This window comes from Tateyamaria omphalii, assembly GCF_014651375.1.
Classification (GTDB): domain Bacteria; phylum Pseudomonadota; class Alphaproteobacteria; order Rhodobacterales; family Rhodobacteraceae; genus Tateyamaria; species Tateyamaria omphalii.
Genome location: NZ_BMWT01000004.1, coordinates 165,081 through 187,071, shown reverse-complemented (window position 1 = coordinate 187,071; position 21,991 = coordinate 165,081). Strand labels below are relative to the sequence as shown.

20 protein-coding genes are annotated in these 21,991 nt (G+C 60.1%); 11 read left to right on the top strand and 9 right to left on the bottom strand.

What is annotated here, in order from left to right:
* Positions 1-102 precede the first annotated feature (102 nt).
* The 5 genes from IE087_RS14935 to IE087_RS14915 all read left to right on the top strand — a co-directional run bounded on the left by IE087_RS14935 (position 103) and on the right by IE087_RS14915 (position 6,768).
* Positions 103-1,455, top strand: a complete 1,353-nt coding sequence (locus IE087_RS14935) for an ABC transporter substrate-binding protein (protein WP_189370169.1) — start codon at positions 103-105, stop codon at positions 1,453-1,455.
* A gap of 117 nt (positions 1,456-1,572) precedes the next feature.
* Complete coding sequence (locus IE087_RS14930) at positions 1,573-2,808, top strand: carbohydrate ABC transporter permease (RefSeq protein WP_189370168.1); 1,236 nt, start codon at positions 1,573-1,575, stop codon at positions 2,806-2,808.
* Positions 2,808-3,962 (top strand): carbohydrate ABC transporter permease, encoded by a 1,155-nt coding sequence (locus IE087_RS14925; RefSeq protein ID WP_189370167.1) that lies wholly within the window; start codon positions 2,808-2,810, stop codon positions 3,960-3,962. The genes IE087_RS14930 and IE087_RS14925 overlap by 1 nt, the downstream gene beginning before the upstream one ends.
* A gap of 10 nt (positions 3,963-3,972) precedes the next feature.
* Positions 3,973-5,628, top strand: coding sequence for an alpha-amylase family glycosyl hydrolase (locus IE087_RS14920; protein WP_189370166.1), 1,656 nt, complete (start codon positions 3,973-3,975; stop codon positions 5,626-5,628).
* Positions 5,629-5,679: 51 nt separating this feature from the next.
* Positions 5,680-6,768: an ABC transporter ATP-binding protein gene (locus IE087_RS14915; protein ID WP_189370165.1), complete on the top strand. Its 1,089-nt coding sequence runs from the start codon at positions 5,680-5,682 to the stop codon at positions 6,766-6,768.
* Here the strand turns inward: IE087_RS14915 and IE087_RS14910 are convergent.
* The gene (locus IE087_RS14910) at positions 6,765-7,967 is read right to left on the bottom strand and encodes an ROK family transcriptional regulator (protein ID WP_189370164.1); all 1,203 of its coding nucleotides are present in this window, start codon (positions 7,965-7,967) and stop codon (positions 6,765-6,767) included. The genes IE087_RS14915 and IE087_RS14910 overlap by 4 nt on opposite strands.
* Before the next feature lie 146 nt (positions 7,968-8,113).
* On the opposite strand from IE087_RS14910, the gene IE087_RS14905 reads away from it, so the two are divergent.
* The 6 genes from IE087_RS14905 to IE087_RS14880 all read left to right on the top strand — a co-directional run bounded on the left by IE087_RS14905 (position 8,114) and on the right by IE087_RS14880 (position 13,290).
* Positions 8,114-9,127 carry a sugar ABC transporter substrate-binding protein gene (locus IE087_RS14905; RefSeq protein ID WP_189370163.1) on the top strand — a complete coding sequence of 338 codons (1,014 nt, stop codon included), beginning with the start codon at positions 8,114-8,116 and terminating at the stop codon, positions 9,125-9,127.
* 128 nt (positions 9,128-9,255) lie between these two features.
* The gene (locus IE087_RS14900) at positions 9,256-10,323 is read left to right on the top strand and encodes an ABC transporter permease (RefSeq protein WP_189370162.1); all 1,068 of its coding nucleotides are present in this window, start codon (positions 9,256-9,258) and stop codon (positions 10,321-10,323) included.
* Positions 10,320-11,090, top strand: a complete 771-nt coding sequence (locus IE087_RS14895) for an ATP-binding cassette domain-containing protein (protein ID WP_189370161.1) — start codon at positions 10,320-10,322, stop codon at positions 11,088-11,090. Before IE087_RS14900 ends, IE087_RS14895 begins: the two co-directional genes overlap by 4 nt.
* A gap of 1 nt (position 11,091) precedes the next feature.
* Positions 11,092-11,709 carry a nucleoside/nucleotide kinase family protein gene (locus tag IE087_RS14890; protein ID WP_189370160.1) on the top strand — a complete coding sequence of 206 codons (618 nt, stop codon included), beginning with the start codon at positions 11,092-11,094 and terminating at the stop codon, positions 11,707-11,709.
* Complete coding sequence (locus tag IE087_RS14885; protein ID WP_189370159.1) at positions 11,706-12,620, top strand: carbohydrate kinase family protein; 915 nt, start codon at positions 11,706-11,708, stop codon at positions 12,618-12,620. The genes IE087_RS14890 and IE087_RS14885 overlap by 4 nt, the downstream gene beginning before the upstream one ends.
* 4 nt (positions 12,621-12,624) lie before the next feature.
* Positions 12,625-13,290, top strand: a complete 666-nt coding sequence (locus IE087_RS14880) for a D-lyxose/D-mannose family sugar isomerase (RefSeq protein ID WP_189370158.1) — start codon at positions 12,625-12,627, stop codon at positions 13,288-13,290.
* A gap of 90 nt (positions 13,291-13,380) precedes the next feature.
* Here IE087_RS14880 and IE087_RS14875 read toward each other — a convergent pair whose 3' ends face one another.
* The 8 genes from IE087_RS14875 to IE087_RS14840 are packed head-to-tail and all read right to left on the bottom strand — an operon-like array spanning position 13,381 to position 21,987.
* Positions 13,381-14,649 (bottom strand): type I glutamate--ammonia ligase, encoded by a 1,269-nt coding sequence (locus IE087_RS14875; protein WP_189370157.1) that lies wholly within the window; start codon positions 14,647-14,649, stop codon positions 13,381-13,383.
* A 5-nt stretch (positions 14,650-14,654) separates the two neighbouring features.
* The gene (locus IE087_RS14870; protein WP_229801398.1) at positions 14,655-15,875 is read right to left on the bottom strand and encodes a cytochrome P450; all 1,221 of its coding nucleotides are present in this window, start codon (positions 15,873-15,875) and stop codon (positions 14,655-14,657) included.
* Positions 15,872-16,585: a type 1 glutamine amidotransferase gene (locus tag IE087_RS14865; RefSeq protein WP_189370155.1), complete on the bottom strand. Its 714-nt coding sequence runs from the start codon at positions 16,583-16,585 to the stop codon at positions 15,872-15,874. The genes IE087_RS14870 and IE087_RS14865 overlap by 4 nt, the downstream gene beginning before the upstream one ends.
* 48 nt (positions 16,586-16,633) lie before the next feature.
* Positions 16,634-17,566 carry a tripartite tricarboxylate transporter substrate-binding protein gene (locus tag IE087_RS14860; RefSeq protein ID WP_189370154.1) on the bottom strand — a complete coding sequence of 311 codons (933 nt, stop codon included), beginning with the start codon at positions 17,564-17,566 and terminating at the stop codon, positions 16,634-16,636.
* Positions 17,567-17,601: 35 nt separating this feature from the next.
* Entirely contained in the window at positions 17,602-19,092 is a 1,491-nt protein-coding gene (locus tag IE087_RS14855) for a tripartite tricarboxylate transporter permease (protein ID WP_189370153.1), read from the bottom strand.
* Positions 19,092-19,832 carry a tripartite tricarboxylate transporter TctB family protein gene (locus IE087_RS14850; RefSeq protein ID WP_189370152.1) on the bottom strand — a complete coding sequence of 247 codons (741 nt, stop codon included), beginning with the start codon at positions 19,830-19,832 and terminating at the stop codon, positions 19,092-19,094. The genes IE087_RS14855 and IE087_RS14850 overlap by 1 nt, the downstream gene beginning before the upstream one ends.
* A complete protein-coding gene (locus IE087_RS14845; RefSeq protein WP_189370151.1) occupies positions 19,829-21,190 on the bottom strand; it encodes an aminotransferase class III-fold pyridoxal phosphate-dependent enzyme in 1,362 nt (453 codons plus the stop codon). Before IE087_RS14845 ends, IE087_RS14850 begins: the two co-directional genes overlap by 4 nt.
* Positions 21,187-21,987, bottom strand: a complete 801-nt coding sequence (locus tag IE087_RS14840; protein ID WP_189370150.1) for an IclR family transcriptional regulator — start codon at positions 21,985-21,987, stop codon at positions 21,187-21,189. The genes IE087_RS14845 and IE087_RS14840 overlap by 4 nt, the downstream gene beginning before the upstream one ends.
* Positions 21,988-21,991 lie beyond the last annotated feature (4 nt).

Genomic DNA, 21,991 nt, shown 5'->3' with positions numbered 1-21,991 from the left:
GGCAACGTTCACGACATCCAAAGCGCTTTGACAAATGTGAAAGCGGGCATGAACTGGTCAATCAGCATGTTGGATTTGAACACGAATGGGAGGACGACCAGAATGACATCGAAACTTCTGGCCAGCGCCGCGGCGTTGGCTATCACGGCGGCATCGGCACAGGCCGAGCTGACCTTTACCCCGGGCGAAGGCCCTTTTAGCTGGGACAGCTACAACGCATGGGCGGAAGGCGCCCCTGACCTGAGCGGTCAGACCATCACCGTTTTCGGCCCCTGGCTGACACCCGAAGATGGCTATCTGAACAATGCACTGGCCTATTTCGAAGAAGCCACAGGCGCCGACGTGATCTACACCGGGTCCGACAGCTTCGAACAGCAGATCGTGATCGATGCCGAGGCCGGTTCGGCACCGAACATTGCCGTGTTCCCGCAGCCCGGTCTTGCCGCCGTGATGGCGGGCAAAGGCCAACTGCACCCGCTGCCCGAAGGCATGGGTGACTGGGTCAAGGATAACTACGCTGCCGGTCAGTCCTGGGTTGATCTGGGCACCTACGCAGATGCCGATGGCAACGATCAGGTGTTCGGTTTCTTCTACAACGTGAACGTCAAGTCGCTGGTCTGGTACAATCCCGAGAACTTCGAAGATGCGGGTTATGACATTCCCGAATCGATGGAAGACCTCAAGGCGCTGACAGAACAGATCGTGGCAGACGGTGAAACACCGTGGTGCATCGGTCTGGGTTCAGGTGCTGCGACGGGCTGGCCTGCGACCGACTGGGTCGAAGACATGATGCTGCGCACCGTGTCGCCTGACGTCTATGACCAGTGGACCACCAACGAGATCCCCTTTGACGACGAGCGTGTCGTGGCCGCAATCGAAGAGTTCGGCTGGTTTGCCCGTGACGACGCCAAGGTTGCCGGTGGTGCCGGTGCAGTTGCATCGACGGACTTCCGCGACTCGCCCAAAGGCCTCTTCACCTCGCCGCCGCAGTGCTACATGCACCGCCAGGCGTCGTTTGTACCCGCCTTCTTCCCGGAAGACGTTGAGTTCGGTGTCGACACCAACTTCTTCTATTTCCCTTCCTACGCGGACAAGGATCTGGGCGACCCGGTTCTGGGTGGCGGTACTCTGATGGCGATCACAAACCCATCCGATGGCGCAAATGCCCTGATGGAATTCTTTCAGGAGCCGATCAGCCACGAGATCATGATGGCGCAAACCGGCTTCCTCACACCCCACAACGGTGTGAACCTGGACGCCTACAAGGACGACACGCTGCGTGCGCTGGGTGAAGTTCTGCTGGGCGCGACCACGTTCCGCTTTGACGGGTCGGACCTGATGCCTGGTGGCGTTGGCGCCGGTACGTTCTGGACCGGGATGGTCGACTATGCAGGCGGCAAGGACGCCACAGCTGTTGCTGGTGAAATCCAGTCTAGCTGGGACGCGCTGAAGTAAGAAAACCACTCACAAGACCGACCAGCCCGCAACGCGTGGGCTGGTCAACCAGACTGGCGAAGCCGGTCCGCGAGGAACCCGAATTATAACCGGACCTCGCCATAGGGAGGAAGCCTCATGAACCCTGCACTCTTGGGATTGATAACCATTGCACTCGGCGTGGGTGGATGTGTTCTGTATTTCTGGGGATCGAACCAGATCCTTGACAAGGTGATCTTTCCGGCCAAGGGACCGCAGGCCGGGCAGAACATCAATCGGGCCAACCAGGTGCGCCCGTGGCTCTTCCTCTTTCCCGCCATTTTCGCATTGGGCCTGTATCTGGCCTACCCCGTTTTCGAAACACTGCGCCTGTCGTTGACCGACCGTGATCAGGGCGGCGCTTTTGTTGGTCTTGCCAACTACGACCAGATGATGGCCGAGCCCAAATTCTGGGAAGCGCTGCGCAACAACCTTTTGTGGCTGATCGTTGTGCCTGCCGCCTCGACCGCCTTTGGCCTGCTTGCCGCGCAGCTGACTGACCGCATCAAGTGGGGGTCTGCCGCCAAGTCGCTGATCTTCATGCCGATGGCGATTTCCTTTGTTGGCGCCGGTGTGATCTTCAAACTGGTCTACGAGGCACGGCCCGCTGACCAGAACCAGATCGGCGTCCTGAACTCTGTCTGGCTGCAATTCGAGGGCGGCATTGGGTCGTTCCTCTTCCTTCAGCTTCTCCCCGCCATCATGCTTTTGTCCTTTGCCGCGATTGTCGCCTATGTCGGCTGGATCTTCGTGCGCCCGATCGCTGAAAGCAAACAGCGGGGCGGAGGTGCCGGATACGTGCCGCTGCGCCTGTTCGTCGGTGTTGCGGCGCTCTACCTTGTATATCTGTCGCTGTCGTCGCTGATCGGTGTCTTCACTTTCGACTACCCCTACGGCCAACCGCAGACTTGGCTAACTATTCCATTCTGGAACAGCTTCCTTTTGATGGTGGTGCTGATCTGGATCCAAACCGGCTTTGCCATGGTGATCCTGTCGGCGGCTCTGCGCGGCATTCCCGAAGAAACGGTAGAAGCGGCGATCATCGACGGCGCCAATCCCTTCCAGATCTTCTTCAAAATTAAGGTGCCCCAAATCATGGGCACAATCGTGGTGGTCTGGACCACCATCACCATCGTCGTCCTCAAGGTCTTTGACATCGTGTTCGCGATGACCAACGGCCAATGGGAGACGCAAGTTCTGGCCAATTACATGTACGATAAAATGTTCCGCGCCAATGATTGGGGCGTGGGATCGGCATCGGCCATCATCATCATGCTGCTGGTAACGCCGATCCTTGTCTGGAACGTCTACAACGCCCGTAAGGAGATGAAATAATGGACAATATTGCAGGTTCCAAATCGTCCCTGGGCTGGGCCGTCAACATCTCGGTCGTACTGCTTGTCGCTCTTTGGGTGTTTCCAACCTTCGGCCTTTTGGTTTCGTCCTTCCGGACCGCTGACCAGATCGTCGGCTCGGGCTGGTGGGCATCGTTGTTCCCGTCGGAACAGACTGACCGCTACCGTGCAGCGGACCCGGACGAGAACCGTGTTCAGCGCGGCGACCTGTTCGTGGTTGAGGGCAATTTCTTTGGCGACGATGGTGCGCCGGGCGAAATTCAGAGTTGGGGGACATCATCCCGGGCGGTGGACGCCTATCAACCCGGTGATGTGGCTGACCTGGGCGATGGCGAGACATTCTCGATCGATGCGGAAGGCAACTACACATGGTCCGGCAATGACGAGCAGATCAGTGGACGGGGGCAACGTGCCTTTGTCACAGCCGTCTCGCCGCCTGAGTTCACAACCGAGAACTACGTGAACATCATGACCAGCGGGGATTCCAACGACAACATGGCCAAGGCGTTCTTCAACACGCTGACCGTGACGATCCCTGCCACGATCATCCCCATCGTTGTGGCCGCTTTTGCCGCCTACGCGCTGGCCTGGATGGACTTTCCGGGTCGCGCGATCCTGATTGCCTGTGTCGTGGGTCTGCTCGTGGTACCGCTGCAACTGGCGCTGATCCCGCTGCTCAAGCTGCATGTCGGCATTGGCATCGGCAAAGGATATCTGGGCGTCTGGCTGGCCCATACCGGCTTTGGCCTTCCACTCGCGATATACCTCTTGCGAAATTACATGGTTGGCCTACCGCGCGACATCATCGAAAACGCCAAGGTGGACGGCGCGACGGATTTCCAGATCTTTACCAAGATCATCCTCCCACTGTCGTTCCCCGCCTTGGCGTCCTTTGCAATCTTCCAGTTCCTGTGGACCTGGAATGACCTGCTGGTGGCCAAGGTGTTCCTGATTGATGCCACGGGGCAAACGACAGTGATGACCGACCAAATCGTCAATCTGTTGGGCACCCGTGGCGGCAACTGGGAAATCCTTGCGACAGCGGCGTTCGTGTCGATTGCGGTGCCGCTGTGCGTGTTCTTTGCAATGCAGAAGTACCTGGTGCGCGGTCTGCTGGCCGGGTCGGTGAAATAGGATCTAGTGGATGAACAAGAAAGCGGAATTCGACATGGCTCGGACTCTTGTGGCGGACAAGGACTGGTGGCGCGGGGCGGTGATCTACCAGATTTATCCGCGCAGCTTCCAGGACAGCAATGGCGACGGTGTTGGCGATCTGAACGGCATCACCAGCCGCCTGCCCTATGTTGCGTCGCTGGGGGTGGATGCGATCTGGATTTCGCCGTTCTTTACCTCGCCCATGAAAGACTTCGGGTATGATGTCAGCGACTATCGCGGCGTCGATCCGATGTTCGGCACGCTGGCCGATTTTGATGCACTGGTTGATACGGCGCATGCCTTGGGTCTGCGGGTGATGATCGACCTTGTGCTGTCCCACACCTCGGACCAACACCCGTGGTTTGCCGAGAGCCATTTGGACCGCACCAATGAGAAGTCCAACTGGTATGTCTGGTCGGACCCCAAGCCCGACGGCACGCCCCCCAACAACTGGTTGTCGATCTTTGGCGGCCCCGCCTGGACGTGGGAGCCGCGGCGCGAACAGTATTACCTGCACAACTTCCTGTCGACGCAGCCCGACCTGAACTTCCACAACACGGACGTACAGGATGCGCTGCTAGACGTGACGCGCTTCTGGCTGGATCGGGGCGTCGATGGGTTCCGTCTGGACACCATCAACTTCTACTATGCCGACAAGGAACTCCGCGACAACCCGGCGCTCCCACCGGAGCAGCGCAATGCGACCATCGCGCCGTCGGTGAACCCGTATAACCACCAGGAACACCTCTATTCCAAGAACCAGGCCGAGAATCTGGAGTTTTTGGCCCGCTTCCGGTCGCTGCTGGACGAGTACCCGGGCGCGGCTGCCGTGGGCGAAGTGGGCGACGCGCAGCGCGGGCTTGAGATCATGGGCCAATACACTGAGGGCGATCAGCGCGTTCAGATGTGTTATGCCTTTGAATTCCTCGCCAAGGACCCGCTGACTGCCGCCCGTGTGGTCGAAGTTCTGAACAAAGTGGACGAGGTGGCCACTGACGGCTGGGCCTGCTGGGCGTTCTCCAACCACGACGTGATCCGCCATGCCAGCCGGTGGGACCTGTCCCCGGCTGCGATGCGCGCCTATGCCACGCTGATCCTGTGTCTGCGCGGCTCTGTCTGCCTGTATCAGGGCGAGGAGCTGGGGCTGCCAGAGGCGGATGTGGCTTTTGAAGACTTGCAAGACCCCTATGGCATCGAATTCTGGCCCGAGTTCAAGGGCCGCGACGGGTGCCGCACGCCGATGGTTTGGGAGCCGTCGAACAGCCATGGCGGCTTTACCACGGGCGAGCCTTGGCTGCCGGTCAGCCGCGAGCATCTGCACAGTGCCGTCACGACACAGGAAAATGATCCAACTGCCCTGCTGCACCACTACCGCAAGGCCATCGCCTTGCGTCATGCACACATGGCGTTGTCGAAGGGCACGCACTACGGAGTCAAAGCAACTGGTGATGTCGTGCATTTCACACGGTCGCATGAAGGTCAGGTGATCTTCTGCGCAGTGAACCTAAGCGACGAACCGGCCACGCTGGACCTGCCCGATGGGGCATGGGTCACCATCGGGTCAGAACTGGGCAGCACCGCCCCCAGCCCCGATGGGCATGTCCATCTGGGCGCGTGGCAGGTGGCGCTGGCCTTGAAGACATAAACGAGGAGAACGGGGCCCGGCCCACCGGGCACCCGAAGGGAGGGACCAACCATGGCCGATTTGAAACTGACAGATGTCGAAAAGACATATGGCGGCACGGTCAACGTGCTCAACAACATCAACCTCGATATCCAGAAGGGCGAGTTGATTGTCTTCGTCGGCCCGTCGGGCTGCGGCAAGTCCACGCTGCTGCGTATGATCGCGGGTTTGGAAAAGATCACCGGCGGTACACTTGAGATTGACGGGACGGTCGTAAACGACGTGCCGCCCGCACAGCGTGGCATCGCCATGGTGTTCCAATCCTATGCGCTTTATCCGCACATGACGGTGCGGGACAACATGACCTTTGCCCTGAAACTGGCAAAGAAGCCTCAGTCCGAAATTGATGAGGCCGTGAACCGGGCGGCGCGCATCCTGCAGCTTGAACCCTATCTGGACCGCCTGCCCAAAGCTTTGTCAGGTGGGCAGCGTCAACGGGTCGCCATCGGCCGCTCCATTGTGCGCGACCCCAAGGTGTACCTGTTCGATGAACCGCTTTCGAACCTAGATGCCGCCCTCCGCGTCGCCACGCGGATCGAGATTGCCCAGCTCAAAGAGTCGATGCCTGACAGCACGATGATCTACGTGACCCACGACCAGGTCGAAGCCATGACACTGGCCAGCCGCATCGTGGTTCTTGCGAACAAAGGCATCGCGCAGGTCGGTTCCCCGCTTGAACTTTATGAACGGCCCGAAAATGAATTCGTCGCGCAATTCATTGGATCACCATCAATGAACCTGTTGCCGGGCGAAGTCATCGAAACTGGTCAGCAAACCAAGATCCAGATGAAAGGCGGCGGTGTGATCACCTCTGCCGTGCCAACTCAGGATGGCGACAAGGGCCTGCAGGTAAATGTCGGTGTGCGGCCCGAGGACATGGTAGAAACCGATGGCGATGCCGTGTTCGAAGGCACTGTTGATTTCACCGAAGCCCTCGGCGAAGTCACGATCCTCTACTTCCATGCAGAAGAAGGTGAACAGGCCGTGCTGGCGAAGATGCCCGGCATCCACAAGGATCTGCGCGGGAAGTCGGTCAAGGTGACGGCCGCGCCAGAGAAAGTGCAACTCTTCTCGAACGGTCAGTCGCTTTACTACCGTTAAGCCTGTTCGAACATTGCAGCGGGTCGATCCAACAAGAATTGCCCAATGATCGGCCCGGCGGCAGCGCCGATGCCACGGGCATTTGCACCGATCTGCCCCTCTACCGTTTCGGGTCTGAACAATCCCCGCATGTCTTTTTTCTCGAGCGCAGATGCTGTCAATTCAACCAAACGCGCGCGCACAGGTGGTGGCATCGCGCCGTCGATAACCACCGCTTCGACATCGATCACAGCGCAGCTTGCGACGCTGGCAATGGCAAGTGCATCAGCGGTCTGCTCCAGCCACGGGACAACAAAGCGTTCAAGATGTGACCAATCCTGTGGCTGTTGCCAGAGTTGACGTGGGTTTTCGCCCGCTTCGACCAGACGTAGTTCCAGCGTCCGGATCGAAGCGAGATCGATCAGATGTCCGGACCGCCCTTGCAAGTCGGCGACAGGCATCGTCCCGAATGCGCCGGCGTTTTTCTGATTGCCCTCGAACACCGTGTGATCCAGCACCACCCCGCCACCAATGAAGGCGCCCAGGAAAAAGTAGACGTAGTCGCGATACTCCCGCCCGATGCCAAAGACATGCTCGGCCCTGCAGGCGGCGGTCGCATCATTGACCAAACGCACAGGCAGATCGCTGATGCGTCCCACTTCGGCGACAAAGTCGACGTCTTTCCAGGCCGCAAACTCTTCCGGAGGGGCATCGAGCAATTCGTGCCAGCTCCACAATTCGAACGGGGCGGCAATGCCCACCCCGCACAGGCGTTCGCGCATAACATCGTCCATGTCATCCACCAACGCGGAGAACCCTTCGCGCAGAAATCCAAAGACATGGCGCGGCAAAGGGTAGTCGTACGTGTGCCGCAGCTGATGACGCACCTGCCCCATCGCATCCAGAACCAACAGATCAGCGCTGCGGCGCCCGATCTTGAGGCCGACAGAAAACACGCCATCCGGGTTCAAAAGGTACGGCACAGACGGCTTGCCCACCTTCCCTTTCACCGGCGCGCCCTTGATCAACAGCCCGTCCTGTTCAAGCTTCCGCAGGATCACCGAGGCCGTTTGAGATGACAAGCCAGTTCGGCGCGCAAGATCGCTTCCCGGCAGTCCGCCATTGCGTTGCAGGATCGACAGAATCAACCGCTCATTATAGGCACGCACGCCCGTTTGGTTGATCCCACCGGACAAGGTGCGCACATGGTCCAATGTCATCAGACCGCTCCTCCCTCTTCTAACTTTGCGCGCGTCAATAAATAAATCAAGTTGATTTATAAATTGACAGCATCACAGAATCACGCTTCCCTTGGGGCAGCCGAAACGCGCAACGCGCTGCTTTGGCATTATTCTGGGAGGATATCATGAAGAAATTTCTACTCGGCACAGCCTGTGCCTTGACCGCTATGACCGGCGCCGCGTTGGCCGAAGACGTATCAGCGTGTCTGATCACCAAGACAGACACCAACCCGTTCTTTGTCAAAATGCGCGAAGGTGCGGCAGCCAAGGCGGAAGAGCTTGGCGTCAGCCTCAGCTCATTTGCGGGCAAGGTGGATGGCGACCATGAAACGCAGGTGCAGGCGATCGAGACCTGTATTGCCAACGGTGCCAAGGGTATCCTTCTGACGGCCTCCGACACCGCCAGCATTGTGCCGGTGGTGCAACAGGCACGGGATGCGGGCCTGCTGGTTATCGCACTCGACACGCCGCTCGAACCCATTGACGCTGCTGACATGACATTCGCCACCGACAACTTCCTCGCGGGCGAATTGATCGGTGCATGGGCAGCTGCGACCCTTGGGGACGCCGCGGCAGACGCGAAGATCGGGATGCTTGACCTGGCCATCAGCCAGCCCACCGTGGGCGTACTGCGCGATCAGGGTTTCCTGACCGGTTTCGGCATCGACATTGGCGATCCGAACAAATGGGGCGACGAAACCGATGGCCGTATCGTCGGTAACGATGTCACCGCTGGCAACGAGGAAGGTGGCCGCCGCGCGATGGAGAACCTGCTGGCCAAGGACCCGTTCATCAACGTGGTCTATACCATCAACGAACCCGCCGCTGCCGGTGCCTATGAGGCGCTCAAGGCCATTGGTCGCGAAAACGACGTGCTGATTGTGTCCGTCGATGGCGGCTGCCCCGGCGTACAGAACGTGGCTGACGGTGTGATCGGCGCAACCTCGCAGCAATACCCGCTGCTGATGGCGTCCCTTGGGATCGAGGCGATTGCCGCATGGGCCAAGGACGGCACCAAGCCCGAAGCCACCGAAGGCAAGGCGTTCTTTGACACCGGCGTGGCGCTTGTCACCGACAAGCCCGCCGATGGGGTCGAGAGCATCTCGGTCGCGGAAGGCAAGGACCTGTGCTGGGGCTGATCCGCAAACGCGGATCAGAGTGTGGAGCGTCGATGCCTCATCGGCCTCCCCATACCACCAAAAACTAAGCTACACTTGGGGCGGGCACGTCGCCTGCCCCATTTCATTGCCTGACATCGGGACCACCCATGACCCAATCGGACAATTACGAAGCTGCAGCCTCCTCTGCCGACGCAACAGTCGCCGAGTTCGAGGATCACCGTCGTGGCGTTGTCGGACGCGTGCAGCATACGCTGCACCAGACGCCATCACTGGTGCCGCTGATCGTGCTGATCTTTTCCATTGCACTGTTCGGCATCCTTCTGGGATCGCGCTTTTTCTCACCCTTTGCACTCACGCTGATTTTGCAGCAGGTGCAGATCGTGGGGGTTCTGGCCGCCGCGCAAACCCTGATAATCCTGACGGCAGGCATCGACCTGAGCGTCGGTGCCATAGCCGTTCTATGCACCGTCGTTATGGGAAAAGCATCGTTCCAATACGGTATCCCACCCGCTGTGTCCGTCGCCATTGGCCTGACGGTCGGAACGGCGCTTGGGGCCATCAGTGGATGGCTGGTGAGCCGCATGAAACTGCCACCCTTCATTGTTACGCTGGGTATGTGGCAGATCGTGCTGGCGGCAAATTACCTATACTCTGCGAACGAAACCATTCGGTCTCAGGACATTGAGGCTGAGGCGTCTTTTCTTCAGTTCCTCGGGACCAAGATTCAGCTTGGCGGTGCGACGTTCACCCTTGGTGTGCTGGGCATGATCGCCCTGTTCATCGGCTTGGCTTATGCCTTGCGATCTACGGCATGGGGGCGGCATGTCTATGCTGTCGGGGATGACCCCGAGGCGGCGGAACTGTCGGGCGTGGATGTGCACAAGACCTACATGTCCGTCTACATGGCCGCGGGCTTCATCTGCGCGCTTGCGGGCTGGGTGATGATTGGGCGGTTCGGTTCTATCTCTCCTTCCGCGACGACTGGGGTGATCGGCAACATCCAATCCATCACCGCCGTGGTCATTGGCGGCATCTCACTCTTTGGTGGTCGTGGATCGATTGCGGGCGCACTCTTCGGCGCGCTCATCGTCGGCGTGTTCGAACTGGGCCTGCGCATGGCCGGGGCGGACCCCCAATGGACCTTCATGTTGATCGGCATGTTGATCATCGCAGCCGTGGCTGTGGACCAATGGATTAGAAAGGTGGCGGCATGACCGAGCCCATTCTAAAGGCCCGCAATCTCGTGAAGCGTTATGGCAAGGTCACCGCATTGGACCATGCCGATTTCGACCTGATGCCCGGTGAAATCCTCGCCGTGATCGGTGACAACGGTGCGGGCAAATCCTCGATGATCAAGGCGGTGTCGGGGGCGATTGCCCCGGATGAAGGGCAGGTTTGGCTCGATGGGCGCGAGGTCAATTTCCGCTCTCCCATCGAAGCACGCCAGCACGGAATCGAGACTGTCTATCAGCAGCTCGCCATGTCCCCAGCCCTGTCAATTGCCGACAACATGTTCATGGGGCGCGAGCTGCGCAAACCCGGGATTATGGGCAAAGTGTTTCGCCAACTCGACAAGCCAGCCATGCAGAAATTCGCCCGTGAAAAGCTGAGCGAATTGGGGCTGGCCACGATCCAGAACATCAATCAGGCGGTCGAAAGCCTGTCCGGCGGTCAACGTCAGGGTGTAGCCGTGGCGCGCGCTGCTGCCTTTGGGTCCAAGGTCGTCATTCTGGACGAACCCACCGCCGCCCTTGGCGTCAAGGAAAGCCGCAAGGTGCTTGAATTGATCCTTGATGTGCGTTCACGGGGCATCCCGATCATCCTGATCAGCCACAACATGCCACACGTTTTTGAGGTTGCTGACCGCATCCATGTTCACCGCCTGGGTAAACGTCTGTGCGTGATCGACCCCAAGGATCATTCGATGGCCGACGCCGTGGCCTACATGACCGGCGCGGCGGTCCCGGAGATGGCGGCCTGAGATGACACTCGACCAGATCTGCACGCAGATCCTTGCCCGCCCACCGACACCACATAGGCGGTTGGTTGCAGTGGCAGGGCCGCCTGCCAGCGGCAAAAGTACATTGGCCGAAGAGATTGCCGCAGCCCTGCGTGCGCAAGGCGAGACGGCGGCCGTTGTGCCCATGGACGGCTTTCACCTGGACGACAGACTGCTTAAGATGGATGGCACCCAGAACCGCAAAGGTGCCCCGTATACTTTTGATGCTGACGGTTTCGTCCGGCTGATCATGGCGCTGCAATCACAGGAACCTGTCGTGTTCCCGGTCTTTGACCGGGATCGTGAGATTGCCATCGCGGGGGCTGGTCGCGTGCCAGCCGCCTGCAAAACAGTTGTCGTTGAAGGCAACTATCTGTTGCTCGACAGCCCGCCATGGGCCGGTTTGCACGACAAATGGACGTTCTCGATTGCCCTGCATCCGCCCGTCGACACTCTGGTCGACCGGCTCAAGGCCCGTTGGGCTGAGCATGGCAAGCCGGATGCGCAGGCATGGATTGACACCAATGACATGCCGAATATCACCACGGTTCTAACGCAGTCGGCCTCTGCCGATGTTACACTATCGGAGACACCAACATGATCCTCTGCGCGGGCGAGGCCCTGATCGACATGATCCCGAATGCTGACGGCGCCTATGTTCCTCATGTCGGCGGCGCGGTTCTGAACACGGCTGTCGCCTTGGGCCGCTTGGGCGAGCCTGTCGGGCTGATCACCGGCCTTTCGTCGGACCCTTTCGGCGCGATGATCGAGGATCACCTGACCGCCAGCCATGTGTCCACTGACCACGCCGTGCGCAGCGACCGCAACACGACTCTGGCCTTTGTGCATCTGGACCAGGGCAATGCCACCTACACGTTCTACGACGACAAAACCGCGACGCGGAGCATCCAACCCGTTGATATTGCGGCTGTCCCCGCGGGGACAGAGGCGGTTTTCTTCGGCGGCATCTCCCTCTGCAACCCACCGGTCGCAGACAGCTTGCTAGATTTAGCCCTGTCTCAACCCGCTGATCGGCTGGTGATGGCGGACCCGAACATCCGCCCCGGCTTTATCTCGGATCACGATGGGTATCGGGCCCGACTGACCAGACTGATTGGGCGGGCCGATATCGTGAAACTGTCGGATGACGACATCACCTGGCTGGTGCCAGACGGCGATCTGAACGCCAAAGCGCAGGCTGTTCTCGGCATGGGGCCGAAATTGCTTCTGTTGACCGAAGGGGGCGATGGGGCAACGGCACATCTGGCAAATGGCACCAAGGTGCGCGTTGCTGCGGAAAAGGCGCAGGTGGTCGATACGGTCGGCGCGGGCGACACGTTCAATGCAGGCTGCCTTGCCGCTCTGCGGCGTGCGGGCGCGTTGCCGCCTTCTGCGATTGCAGCGCTGGACGAGAACACGCTGACGGATATGCTGACACTCGCCGCCCGCGCTGCCGCCATCACCGTCTCCCGCGCCGGGGCAAACCCGCCCTGGCAAACCGAACTGGACTGATCCCATGAAACGATCCCGCGTGAATGACATCCTGGCCGAAGGGGCCGAATTCTTTACCAAGCACGGTTGGACAGTTCCGCCCTTTGGGGGCTGGACACCGGACGAGATGCGCAGTGACAAGGCCGCCCATGTCCGTGATCGCGGACTGGGCTGGGACATCACCGACTACGGACAGGGCCGCTTTGACGAAATGGGCCTGTTCCTGTTCACCATGCGCAATGGTGATCTGGCTGAAATGGGCCAGCAGGGTGCGATGCTCTATGCCGAAAAGCTGATGATCTCGCGCCGGGACCAGCTTTCACCCATGCATCGACACGTGTTGAAGACAGAGGACATCATCAACCGCGGAGGGGCTACGCTGGTGCTGGAACTCTTCACCTGCGATGCCGAGGGACAGATAGACCGCAAGGCCGACGTGCAGGTCCTGACTGACGGTGTGCCGATAACCTTGCCCGCCGGCGGTCATTTGAAGTTGCCGGTCGGAGCGTCCGTAACACTTACCCCCACAACGTGGCATGCGTTCTGGGGCGAAGGCGGCGACTGTTTGATCCATGAAGTGTCGACAGTGAATGATGATCTGACCGACAATATTTTCGCGGAACCCATCGGCCGGTTTTCCAACATCGAAGAAGACGTATCTCCGACGCACCTCTTGGTCAGTGACTACTAGGCGCTGCAAATGGAGCCAGGCCCGTACCCAAATGGTGCCTGAACCCCTTGCGGTCTGGTGGCCCGGCGCATGCGTGGTCGGCCCGACACACTAAACAAAAGGCAAGTAGTAGTCCCGAACTGCGTCGACGGACTTGTCCTTGAGCCGTTTCCATTCGTCCTGCTTGAGGAAAATCAAAGCGTCACAAATCTCTTCCCCCACCGCCATGCGCAAGGGCTTGTCCGCGTCCAAGGCCTCCAGCGCCTTATCCAGTGCCGATGGCACATGGCGCGTCGCACGGATATTTTCCAGCCCATCAAGATCCTCGGCCGGGTCCAGCGCGTAACCACCACTCACACCCAGAAGCGATGCCTGCAGCACGGACGCGACAGCAAGGTACGGGTTCGTCGCGCAGTCCGCCATGCGATGCTCCAACCGGGCGGAGCGCGGCGAGGTCACGCAGGACCGCGTTGTCACAAGCCGATGGTCATCAGCCCAGTTCGCCCAGTATCCAGCCATGGAGGCCGGGCCGAGGCGGTCATAACTGTTCACCGTCGCCGCGAGCAGACCGGCCAACCCTTCGTGATGGTAAATCAGCCCCGCCATGCACCCTCTGGCAATATCAGACAGCGCACCGTCAGGCGCGATCACGTTGGCACCCTGCGCATCCGCAAAGCTGAAATTCACATGCAGGCCGGACCCGCCCCGGTCTGGAATGGGCTTGGGCAGGAAGGTCAGCAGCAGTCCCATCTCTGCCGCAATCTCTCGCGCCATCGTGCGAAACAGAAACGCGTTGTCGCAGGCTGCAACGGCTGTTTCGAACTTCATCGTCAGTTCGAACTGGCCATTGTCATATTCACCGTTCATCGACTCGATGGGCAGGCCAGCCGCATCCGCGGTCGACCACAGAGCATCCATCAACCCCGCCGGGTCATTCTGCGGCCCCGTGCCATAAACGAACGCACCCGGCGTATCATAAGGCGTCCACACCCCATCGGCATCCTGCTGGAAAACATAGGCTTCCATTTCAAGGCCTACCATCGGGGTCAGCCCTTTCGCCTCCCATGCTTCAACGGTGGCTTGCAATCGTGCCCGCGCGCAAAGACCAAATGGCATGCCATCCACATGCAAGGTCCCAAGCGCGATTTCGCTGTCCCGCTGCCAGTCAAGACGTCGGTCACCATCCAACACCAGTTCCATGTCCGGAATGCCGTCGAACACCCCTGCCCCCGGGACCGGGATCAGGTCACGATCAAACGTCGTGCCAAAAACACCACGGGCAAAACCGATCTTACCCCCAGCAGCAACATCCGGTGGTACGAACTTGCCCCTCGGCAGGTTGAGCAGGTCACAGAAAAGGGTGCGGGTGCGGTTCGTCATGGTCGTCACTTCAGCGTTGGGCGGACAGTCAACGCTTTGACCCCGCAGATAAAATTCGAGCGTGTCCAGGTGGGTGCATCCACAGCCTCAAGCGCGTGGATGCGACCAGCAAGCTCTTGCAGCACGCATTTCAACTCCAGCTTGGCCAGCCACATGCCCAGGCACACATGCGGTCCACCCTGCCCGAACGCGACGTGGCGGTTCGGGCTGCGGTCCAGTTGGGCAATATGGGGATTGTCGAACATGGCCTCGTCCCGGCTGCCCGACACGAACCACATCAACACCTTGTCACCTTCGCGAATGGTCTGGCCGTGCATCTCGACATCCCGTGTCGCGGTGCGTCGGAAATGCAATGTGGGCGAGGCGAGGCGGATGAACTCATCCGCGCATGTGTCCCACACCTGCCCGCTCTGCAATGCCCCAAGCAGGCCCTTTTGCTGTGTCAGCAGATGCAGCGCCATGGCGATCGAATAGCGGGTCGTGTCATTGCCCGCCGCGACCAACAGGCAAAAGAAGTTCTTGAAGTCCTGCCCGGTGATGGCGCCGTCTTCGCTGCGCAGCACACGGGCAAGGATGCCCTTATCATCGACCTTGTGCGTACCGTTCAGGATGTCGTCGGCATAGTCATAGAGCTCAACCCCGGCAGGCGAGCGAAAGGGCATCATGCGGTAGGCATCGGTGTCTACCTTGTCGATGACAGTATCGGTGAAATCCGGATCAGTATTCCCGATCAACGCGTCGCCCCGTTCCACAAGCCAATCCAAATCAGCGTCAGGCACGCCGAGGATGCGGCCCAACATCAGCATGGGCAGGCGTTTGGCAATCTTGTCGACGGCGTCGAACTCGGAATGTTGCAACGCCTCGGCCACGATCTCCTGCGCCAGCTCGCGGATCAGGGGTTCGAACTGGGCGACGACCGGCTTCGCAAAGGCTGGGTTCACGGCGCGCCGGGTCACGGTGTGTTCAGGTGGGTCGGTTTCCTGAAAGGTGCGGCGGGCGAGGTATTCCTCGCGGCTCTGATCTTCGATCCGGATGCCTTGGGCGCTGGAAAAGGTGTTCGGGTCTTTTTGCGCGGCCATGATGTCGGCATATCGGGTGAGGGACCAAAACCCCTTCTGGCCTCCAAACGCCTCCGTCCAGTGCAAAGGGGCCTGTACCCGCATCTGCTCGAACGTCTGGTGCGGCACCCCATCCACGAAACTGTCGTGATCAGCGAGGTTTTTCATGGCGTGCCTCCGAAAAAGCGGGTGGCCCATTCAGCAAACAACGGGCCGTCATTGGTGCGGGTCAGCGTGGCCTCGGCATTGGCCACTTCATCGGCGCTCAGGTACGGTTTGGTGTAGTTCAGCACACACCGCATGAACGGGTCGGAAAACTCCGGATGCGCTTGGGTGGTGAAGATATGGTCGCCCTTGGCAAAACCGGCCACCGCGCATTTGGGCGAAGTGGCCCATCGCGTACACCCATCGGGCAAGGCCGTCACCGCGTCATGGTGAAACTGGTACAGGCCGACGGACGGCATGGCGGGCTGCATCCACGGCAAGGTTTCCGAAACCTCGATTTGATCGATCCCGATGTTCCAATCCTGCCGGGCCACCGCTCCGCCCAACGCCACAGCAATCGCCTGATGTCCGAAACACGCGCCGAGCAGGGGCTTCTTCGCGGCATCGCAGGCCCGGATGAAATCGTAGAGCGGCGGCAGAAAGGCCAGATCATCCAACACACTCAACGGTGAACCTGTGATCAGATAGGCATCCTGCTCCTCTACATCCTGCGGCACCTCGCCCCCGATGGTCATGTAGACGCGGTAAGTGAACCGCTGTTCCTGCGCATCGAACAGATCGCGGAAGCGGTGCGCGTCATCGGGAAAAGCATCGCCAACCTCGACCGACCGGTCATGGTTCACTTGCAGGATACCGAGCTTCAGGCGGGGCATATGTGTTCTTTCCAAAGGCGGGGACGGCGCAAACCGCCCCCGGCTGGTTCAGCGACCGAGGATCTCGTTGATCTCGGCTGACTTGGCACGGTCCGCTTCGATGCGCGCCTGCGCCTCGTCCTGCCCTTGCCAGTAGACCGCGGCCCCCGTCTCGGCCATCAGCGCCTGCGCTTCATCCGAGGCCATGGTCTTGGCCGCGACTTCGGCAATGGTGTCGATCACCTCTTGCGGCGTGCCCTTGGTCACGAACAGTCCGTTCCACAACTCGACATCGTTGACACCGGATTGGGCAGCGATGGTTTCGACCCCGTCGAGCTTGGCGATGGGCTGCGCACCGATATTGCCCAGCACCTTGATGTCATCCAGGCAGGGTTCGATCAGCGCGAGAGTTGTGTTGATCACATCGGCATCACCCGAAGACAGCGTGTTGCAGTCCAGCAGATCAAAGGCGCTGTCATCTGCGAACTCGAACCCCATCTTGGCCGCTGCAGCCATGGACACGGCCGTGGGCGTCAGGCCCGCACCGAAATGGCCCAGCACCACGTCATTGTCCTGCGCATGGGCGGCCAGTTCAGCCATGTTCGAATAGGGGGCACCGCCGGATGCGGCCAGTACGAACGGGTAGGTCAGGAAGATGCCCACAGGCACAAAGCTGTCTTCTTCGATCCCGATATCGATCTGGGGTCCGACGATCGGCACCCCGATCACGAAGGACCCGATGACCGACCCATCATTGGGCGCATTCAGCACTTCCAGCGCACCGGGGAACGGGCCATCCCCGCCGCCGGGACGGTTCACGACCGACGCAGGTTGCCCCGTCGCTTCGGCCATGTCGGCGGCGATCATGCGCGTCAGGATGTCTTCGAAATCACCTGGGGGCCACGGGACAATGAACTGCACCGGACCGGTCGGATACTCTGCCAACGCCGGACCAGTGAGGGCGGCCAAGGCGAAGGCCGCTGAGGTCAAAAGCTTTTTCATGTTACTCTCCCTGAGTTTGTTTTTTGCTTTTGTGGTTAATGTTCAAACCTCTTCGTGCGGAGGCTTTGGGCGATCGTGATACCAATCACGATCAGGATGACAACAAAAAGCGTGCCCGACACAGGCCGGTTGACCAGATCGAAGACGGTCTTGATCTGTCCCGCGCCCGCCGTCAGCTTCTCGATCATGATAGAGCCAAGGACGAGGCCCAGTACGATGGGCACCAGCGGCCAATCAAGACGGCGCAGGATAAAACCCAGATACCCGAAACCAGCGGCGAACATGCAGTCGGCAAAGGAGTTGCGGATGGAAAAGACGCCGACGAAAGCGAGGATCAAGATGAACGCGCCCAGCAGGCGGTTCGGCACATAGATGATGCGCGCGATCCATTTCGTGGACACCAGCAGTGTCAGGATGACCAAGACGTTGATGATCAAAAGCGCGATGAAGAGAGAGAACAGGAAGTCCGGGTTGTTCTCGAAGATATCCGGGCCGGGTTTGATGCCCGCATCAAAGAACACAACCATCATCATGGCCGTCAGCGCCTCGCCGGGCACGCCCAGCGCCAAGAGCGGCACCATGGCGGCAGCGGGCACTGCGTTGTTGCTGGCCTCAGACGCAATCAACCCGTCGGGCGCGCCACGCCCGAACTTACCCGGCTCTTTCGACATGGCCCGTGCTGTGGAGTAGCTGAAGAACTGCGCCACGAACTCGCCCACACCGGGGATGATACCCATGATCGTGCCATAGCCTGCGCTGATCGTGGCCACGGCCGGATGCTTCTTCAGCTCTCCGAACCCGCGCAGCAACCCACCTTTGAGCCGTGCTTCGGGTGGATCAGCATCCTTGCCCGTCAGCAGGAACAGTGCCTGTGAAATGGCAAAAATACCCACGATCACGACGATCAGGTTAAAGCCCGGATACAGGTATTCGACCCCAAAGGTATAGCGGTCGATCTGCTTGAGCGATTGCCGCCCGACCAGTGCAATGAGAAACCCAAGCCCAAAAAGCAGCGCAGCGATCCCCATCGTCTTGCGATGCGCTGCAATCAGCAGAACGGCACCCAAGGCCGCGGCCATGAAGATATCGCGCTGCCCGAACAGCGCGCCCAGATCCCGTAGATATGGGCCAAACAGCATCAGCGCGCCCAGCCCCAGCAGGATAGAAAAGCATCCCCCAAAGAAAGACGCGGAATAGGCCAGCGACAGGCCCCGCGCCGCCTCGCCCCGACGCGTCATGGCATAGCCGTCATAGGTGGTCAGCGCATTCACCGGCGTGCCCGGCGTGTTGATCAGGATGGCCGGGATCGCGCCGCCATACATGCTCGACCCGTAAACACCCAAGAGAAGCACCAGCGACACCAGATCATCCAGAAACACGGTCGCAGGCAGAAGGATCGCAATGGCGATGGCAGGCCCGATCCCCGGCACGGCCCCGATGGCCAACCCACCGACCGACCCGATCAGGATCGCCACCAGCACAGGCAAGCTGGCAAGGTTATCAAGGCCGGCCCAGAACGCCTCCATCAGAACCACACCTGCATGAACGTCTCCATGCGCTGCGGCAGCAGGTCATAAAGCCAGATGTTGACGGGTGTCTTGATCTGCAACCCAGTGCGAAAGACCAGAACGATGGCGAGGCTCGCCGCAAGGCAGATGCACATCCAACGCGCGCCGCGATAGCCAAGGCGCCACGGCAAAAGCGTGCCAAGCAGCAGGGTGGACACCAGATACCCAAGCACTGGCACGAGCAATGTGTAGGCCACGAACCAAACCACATATTCCAGCGCGCGCAGCCACTGACCCAGTTCATAGGCCACGTCGGTTGGCTGCTTGAACCGCTGCCGCCACGCCTGTGCCCGCCACGCCCCGCGCAGGTTCCACAGGGCAGCAGGTACCAAAACCGCCAGACACATCAACGGCGCCACCCAGCTTTGCTTGAGGATGCGGCCCAAGCGCGCCGTCCGTCCCTCCGGCTCGGTTACGCCAAACTGGTCCATCCAGTAGCGCGCCATGTTCTGCGGCAGCTTGCGGTCCTCCCACCCTGTCTGGGTGAAAAAGAACACCAGAAAAAACAGGGCCAGCACCGCCATGAACAGGGAAAAGATCGGATCCCCTCGCCCACGCCGGAAATCCGTAACGTCGGTGACATTGATCCTGGTGTCCGGCGGGCACGCGCTGGCAAAAGCGCGACCCGTGGTCTCTGACCGGATGGGCCGCACCACCGTTGCGCTGCGTGGCGCTGGGGATGCGACCCGAGACTTCAAGCCGCCTCGGCCATGGCCTTCAGGCCTGTTTCGGTCGCGGACAGTATTTTCTGCACATGCCCCGCATCAATGACCAAGGGCGGAGAGAAGATGGCGTTGTTGCCCGATACCCGGATCATCACACCGTCCTCGTAAGCTGCCTTCTGGAACACCAGCGGCAGCGCCTTACCCACGGGGGTCTTTTTGCCACGATCGCTGACAAGTTCGATGGCACACATCAAACCCTCGCCACGGACGTCCCCGATGTGATCATAGCGACCAGCAAGCGCATCAAGCCCCGCCTTCAACTCGGCCCCACGCGCGCTCGCGTTTTCCCATGGCCGGATACGTATCGTCTCTTCCACGGCCGCAACGGCGGCGGCGGCCCCAACGGGGTGACCGGAATAGGTGTAGCCGGAATCGACGGAACCCACCCCGCTTTCATCATCTTCAAAAACCGCCGCGACGTGGTCCGCGATCATCACGGCGCCAAAGGGGAAGTACCCGTTTGTAATGGCTTTTGCCGTACACATCAGGTCCGGTTGCACACCCCAGTGGCGCGATCCTGTCTCGTCCCCTGTACGACCGAATGCGGTGATCACCTCATCCGCGATCAATAGGACACCATGCTTGTCGCAGATGTCCCGAACCAGCGGCATGAAGCTGGGATGCGGCGAGATCACTCCCCCTGCCCCCTGCACCGGCTCCATCACAAAAGCTGCAATGGTGTTGGCGCCCTGAAAGGCAATCTCTCGCTCCAGCATTCCCGCGCTCAGGCGCGCCAGCTCAGCCGGATCATCAGTGCCGAATGGATTGCGGTAGAGATACGGGCCCGGAATGTGAAAACAGCCGGCCATGAGCGGCTCATACGTGTTGCGGAACTTGGCATTGCCATTGACCGACGCACCGCCAAAGTGCGTGCCGTGATAGCCCTTGTCCAAGCTGATGAACTTGGTCCGTGCCTCATCTCCCCGGATGCGGTGGTATTGCCGGGCCAGTTTCAACGCAATCTCGATGCTGTCGGACCCGCCACTTGTGAAAAAACTGCGGGTCATGCCATCCGGGCCAAAAAACTCGGCCAGCAAGTAAGCCAACTCAATCGCCTTGTCGTTCGATGTGCCGCGGAAGGTCGAATAGTAGGGCAGCGCATCCAACTGTCCCGCAATCGCGTCCTTCACTGGCTGACAGGAGTAGCCCAAGTTTACGTTCCAAAGCCCACCGACGGCATCAATGCTGCGATGGCCGTCCACGTCGGTGATGAACACGCCATCGCCGCCTGTTAGGATCGTCGGCGGGTTCGCCATGCTGTCGGCGGGGTGCGCCATAGGGTGCCAGAACTGGCGGGCGTTGTGTTCCTTCAGAAAGTTGCTGTCCTTCATGACGCAGCCCTTTCACGGCTCGGGGTCCAGAGGTCGAGGATATGCGGCGGCACCACGCCGCCCATGGCTTCGGTAATGTCCCGTCCACGCTGCATCAAAAGCCGCGCCAGCCGCGCTTCGGTCCCCTTACCGCCCCGTCCCGTGGGATACGCGATCGAACAGGTGGCGAAAGCACGGGAAGCTCCATCAAAAACCGGGATCGCAACAGAAGAGACGCCAAGGCGCAGGGCATCGCGGTTCCGGGCATAGCCAAGGCTGGCGATCTGTTTCAGCTCTGCTTCAATCTCACGCCGATCTGGCGCCGGAGTTCCCGGCAGACATGTACGCGGATCGGCAATGGCAAGCTCCAGAAGACCACCCGGAGAAAAAGCAAGGTAAGCTTTGCCAGATGCGGTGGCAAAAAGGGGTGGCAGACCATATGCGTCAAAGGCAACGCGCACTGGGTGGTCATGTTCCTCAGCGTGATGAACGTGGACCAGATCGAACCCTTGCACGCGACTGACGTGAACCAGTTCACCAACATCACGGCTCAACACGTCAATCACGCTGCGCACCATCTCGACCTCCGGCACGGTGCGCGCGCGGATCCCCGACAACCGGGTCAGCGCAGGGCCAAGCCTGTAGGCACGGGTCGCCGCATCTTGCTCCAGAAAGCCCGCCCGTTCCAGGGCCACAAGGTGCCGATGCACCGTCGCTTTGTCCCGCCCGGTCAAACGCTGCACGTCCGACAACCCCAGCCGGGGATGCGCGTCACTGAACAGGTCCAAAAGACCAAGAGCCTTTGCAATGGTGGACATGGGA